Genomic DNA, 3,152 nt, shown 5'->3' with positions numbered 1-3,152 from the left:
ATTTTTTAATCGTTTCACATGAGCCTATTGGGAATACTGCTAATTTCTTAGCATCAATATGTTTAATCATACCAACATATTATTTATACCAACTTAAAAAATCTAAAACTTTTATGAGTTATGGTTTAATAATTGGTACAATCATGATGACAATTTTAATGAGTATACTTAATTATTTTGTATTGTTACCTTTATACGGTCAAATTATGAATCTAGCAGATCTAGCCCATAATTTAAAAGCAATTGTATCTGCGGGTATCATTCCATTTAACCTCATAAAAGGTATAATAATATCCGTAATATATGTACTTATATTCGATAAGCTCAAAACTATTTTGAAATAATTGCTAGTTAATATATGAAATTTATGCCACAAACAGAGTGTTTCACTTTTGTTTGTGGCATTTATTCATTAAAAAACCAACCCATTAATATCTTAAATAGGTTGGTCATTATTATAATTAGCCTTAATATGAAACTTAATCTGAAATCATCTATATTATTCGAATTTAAGTGCGTCCCCATCAAACGATTCATCTGCTACTTTAATTGAATCAGTTGGACAACCTTCGAAAGCATCTTCCATATCTTCTAGTAACTCTTCTGGGACAGCTTCGATTCCCTTATTATCATCTAATATTACATAGGCGATTCCCTCATCATCGTAATCATATATGTCTGGGGCAGCTGCACCACATGCACCGCAAGCAATACATGTATCCATATCTACTATAGTGTATTTAGCCAAAATTTTCGCCTCCTTTAAAAAACATGCTACACTTATTATACATACTTATTTTAGTGATAACACATATATTTTTCAACAATTTTATATTAATTGAGGTGAGTTAATTGAAAGATATCATTTTGAAAACCCTTTCTATGAAACATGAGCATAAAACAGAGAAAAGTATTTATAATATTTTAATTGGAAAAAAGACACATCAAACATATTTTGATGCTACTATAGAACATTTAAAGTTATACTATGGCTGTTTACCAAACCTTAATTACAGTGATTTTGAGAATGTCGTGCAAGAAGCAAATATTGACCATGCACATCACACAATTCAGTCGAATCAGTTTTACAGTCAAGCTAAACAAACAGTCAGTATCATTTTGTTATTAATTCAAATGATAAGCGAAAAGAAACATGGAAACAACCAATACCAACCGATTATCAATGATAAAGACGTTCAACTTTATGCAAAAAAATTATATATTTTAATTAAGGACAACCAAGAAGATTCATTTATTAGCGAGATTTATACTTTGTTTGAATTAATAGAAACAAAGTTTGGTAAAATATATTTACATTACTTAATATCAGGTTACGAAGAAACTTCTTATACTCCTGAGCAAATAGCGTTGCTTGAAAATATTTCTATTATGAAATTAAAATCACAATTAATAGAAGAATATCAATTTATTCAGTTTAGTATTTTAGATAAACAAACATTTCCAATATTGTCCATGATTGATGTTAAGCCACCTTTACACTATCAAACAATGGAGACATTTAAATTATTAAAGCAAACTACGCAAATACACCAATTAGCAAAATTAAAGAAAGTTAAGGAACATACTATTCATGACCACGTTATTGAAATGTATATCAAAGGCTATTTAACCGATCCCTATATTTTTATAGTTAAAGAAAACTTTGAAAAATTTATTCAAGTTTTTCAAGATAAACCTAATCAAAACTTAAAATATTACTACGAGGCATTAGGATCTACTATTCCTTATTTTGAAATAAAGATAATGTATGTCATACATGCAATGGAGGTATTAAATGTTACAAGATGAACTAAAAAAGTATTTTGGATATGATACGTTCAGAAGCGGTCAAGAAGAGACGATTCAGTTTATATTAGACGGACATGATGTATTAAGTATTCTTTCAACAGGTGCCGGCAAAAGTTTATGCTATCAATTGCCTGCTTATATTACTGGGGGACGAGTACTTGTTATTTCACCGCTCATATCTTTAATGGATGATCAAGTTGCACAAATGAAACTAAATGGCGAAAAAAACGTAGTTGCGATTCATTCTGCTTTATCAAGAGAAGAAAAAACTGATATCTTTAATCATTTAAGCGATTTTCAGTTTATATTCTGTAGTCCAGAATTTATTTATGAAGAACATAATTTTAAATATTTCCGACAATTATCATTTCATTATATCGTTTTAGATGAAGCGCATTGCTTAAGTGAATGGGGCTTCGATTTCAGGCCGCATTATGCATTAATATCAAGAGTTACTGATTATTTTAATAATGCACAAGTTATTGCATTAACAGCAACATTAACGAATAAGATGTTAGGAGATATTGTTCAAATTACTAAGAGAACATTTAAAATACATAAAGAAGATCTTAACAGAAAGAATATCGCGTATCATCATTTTGATTTTGAAAATGAAGAAGAAAAAGATGACTGGTTACTTTCAGAAATTAAATCGTCGGGTCCAACTATCATTTATGTATCTTCTAAAAAGAAATGTCACGAATTAGCAAATAAAATTTATAAAGAAGGTTATTTAACAGGTATATACCATGGAGAATTAGACTATCAAGAACGAACAACTGTCCAACTCCAATTTATTAAAAATGAAATTAAAATTATAGTTGCCACAAGTGCATTTGGAATGGGTATTAATAAGCAAGATGTAAGAACGGTTATTCATTATCACATTCCAACATCACCATCGAAATATGTTCAGGAAATTGGCCGTGCAGGAAGAGATGGATTACGTTCACAAGCCATCAGCTTATTTACACCGAGAGATTTACTTATATTAAATCATTTAGCAAATGATCATGGAATTGATATTGATATGCTTAACATGTATGAACAAGGGTATCAGTTGAATGAGGAGCTAAAAACAAATATACAGTTCCTCCTTGAATTATATCCACTTACAAGCCTAAAAGATAAAATAATTGCTGAACAACAGCAGAAAGAAAAAGCATTCCAATACATGAAATATTATATTCATTTGAATTCTTGTAGAAGAAAATATTTATTAAACTATTTTGGTGAAAATATAGAACAATTAGAAAATTGTTGTGACAACTGTAAAAATGTAGAATTATTAAAAATACTAAACAAAAAAGAAGTAAAACATAAAACGACATACCAAAATAGAT

At 28.9% G+C, this 3,152-nt stretch carries 4 protein-coding genes; 3 read left to right on the top strand and 1 reads right to left on the bottom strand.

The features are described 5' to 3' along the window. Window positions 1-344, top strand: a 344-nt coding sequence (locus CD111_RS12780) for an ECF transporter S component (protein WP_240610509.1), incomplete at its 5' end; no start/stop codon positions are given. A gap of 155 nt (window positions 345-499) precedes the next feature. Here CD111_RS12780 and CD111_RS10420 read toward each other — a convergent pair. Next, complete coding sequence (locus CD111_RS10420; protein ID WP_095087924.1) at window positions 500-748, bottom strand: ferredoxin; 249 nt, start codon at window positions 746-748, stop codon at window positions 500-502. A gap of 104 nt (window positions 749-852) precedes the next feature. Here CD111_RS10420 and CD111_RS10415 point away from each other — a divergent pair, with 104 nt between their 5' ends. Together CD111_RS10415 and CD111_RS10410 are read left to right on the top strand one after the other, a co-directional pair. Next, complete coding sequence (locus CD111_RS10415) at window positions 853-1,809, top strand: helix-turn-helix domain-containing protein (protein ID WP_095087926.1); 957 nt, start codon at window positions 853-855, stop codon at window positions 1,807-1,809. Beyond that, a partial coding sequence (locus CD111_RS10410) for a RecQ family ATP-dependent DNA helicase (RefSeq protein ID WP_103268510.1) occupies window positions 1,796-3,152 on the top strand: 1,357 nt, incomplete at its 3' end. The genes CD111_RS10415 and CD111_RS10410, both read left to right, overlap by 14 nt.

The sequence above is a fragment of the Mammaliicoccus stepanovicii genome (assembly GCF_002902525.1).
GTDB lineage: Bacteria > Bacillota > Bacilli > Staphylococcales > Staphylococcaceae > Mammaliicoccus > Mammaliicoccus stepanovicii.
Note: the sequence above shows the minus strand (reverse complement) of the source record. Positions and strands in the feature narration are given on the sequence as shown.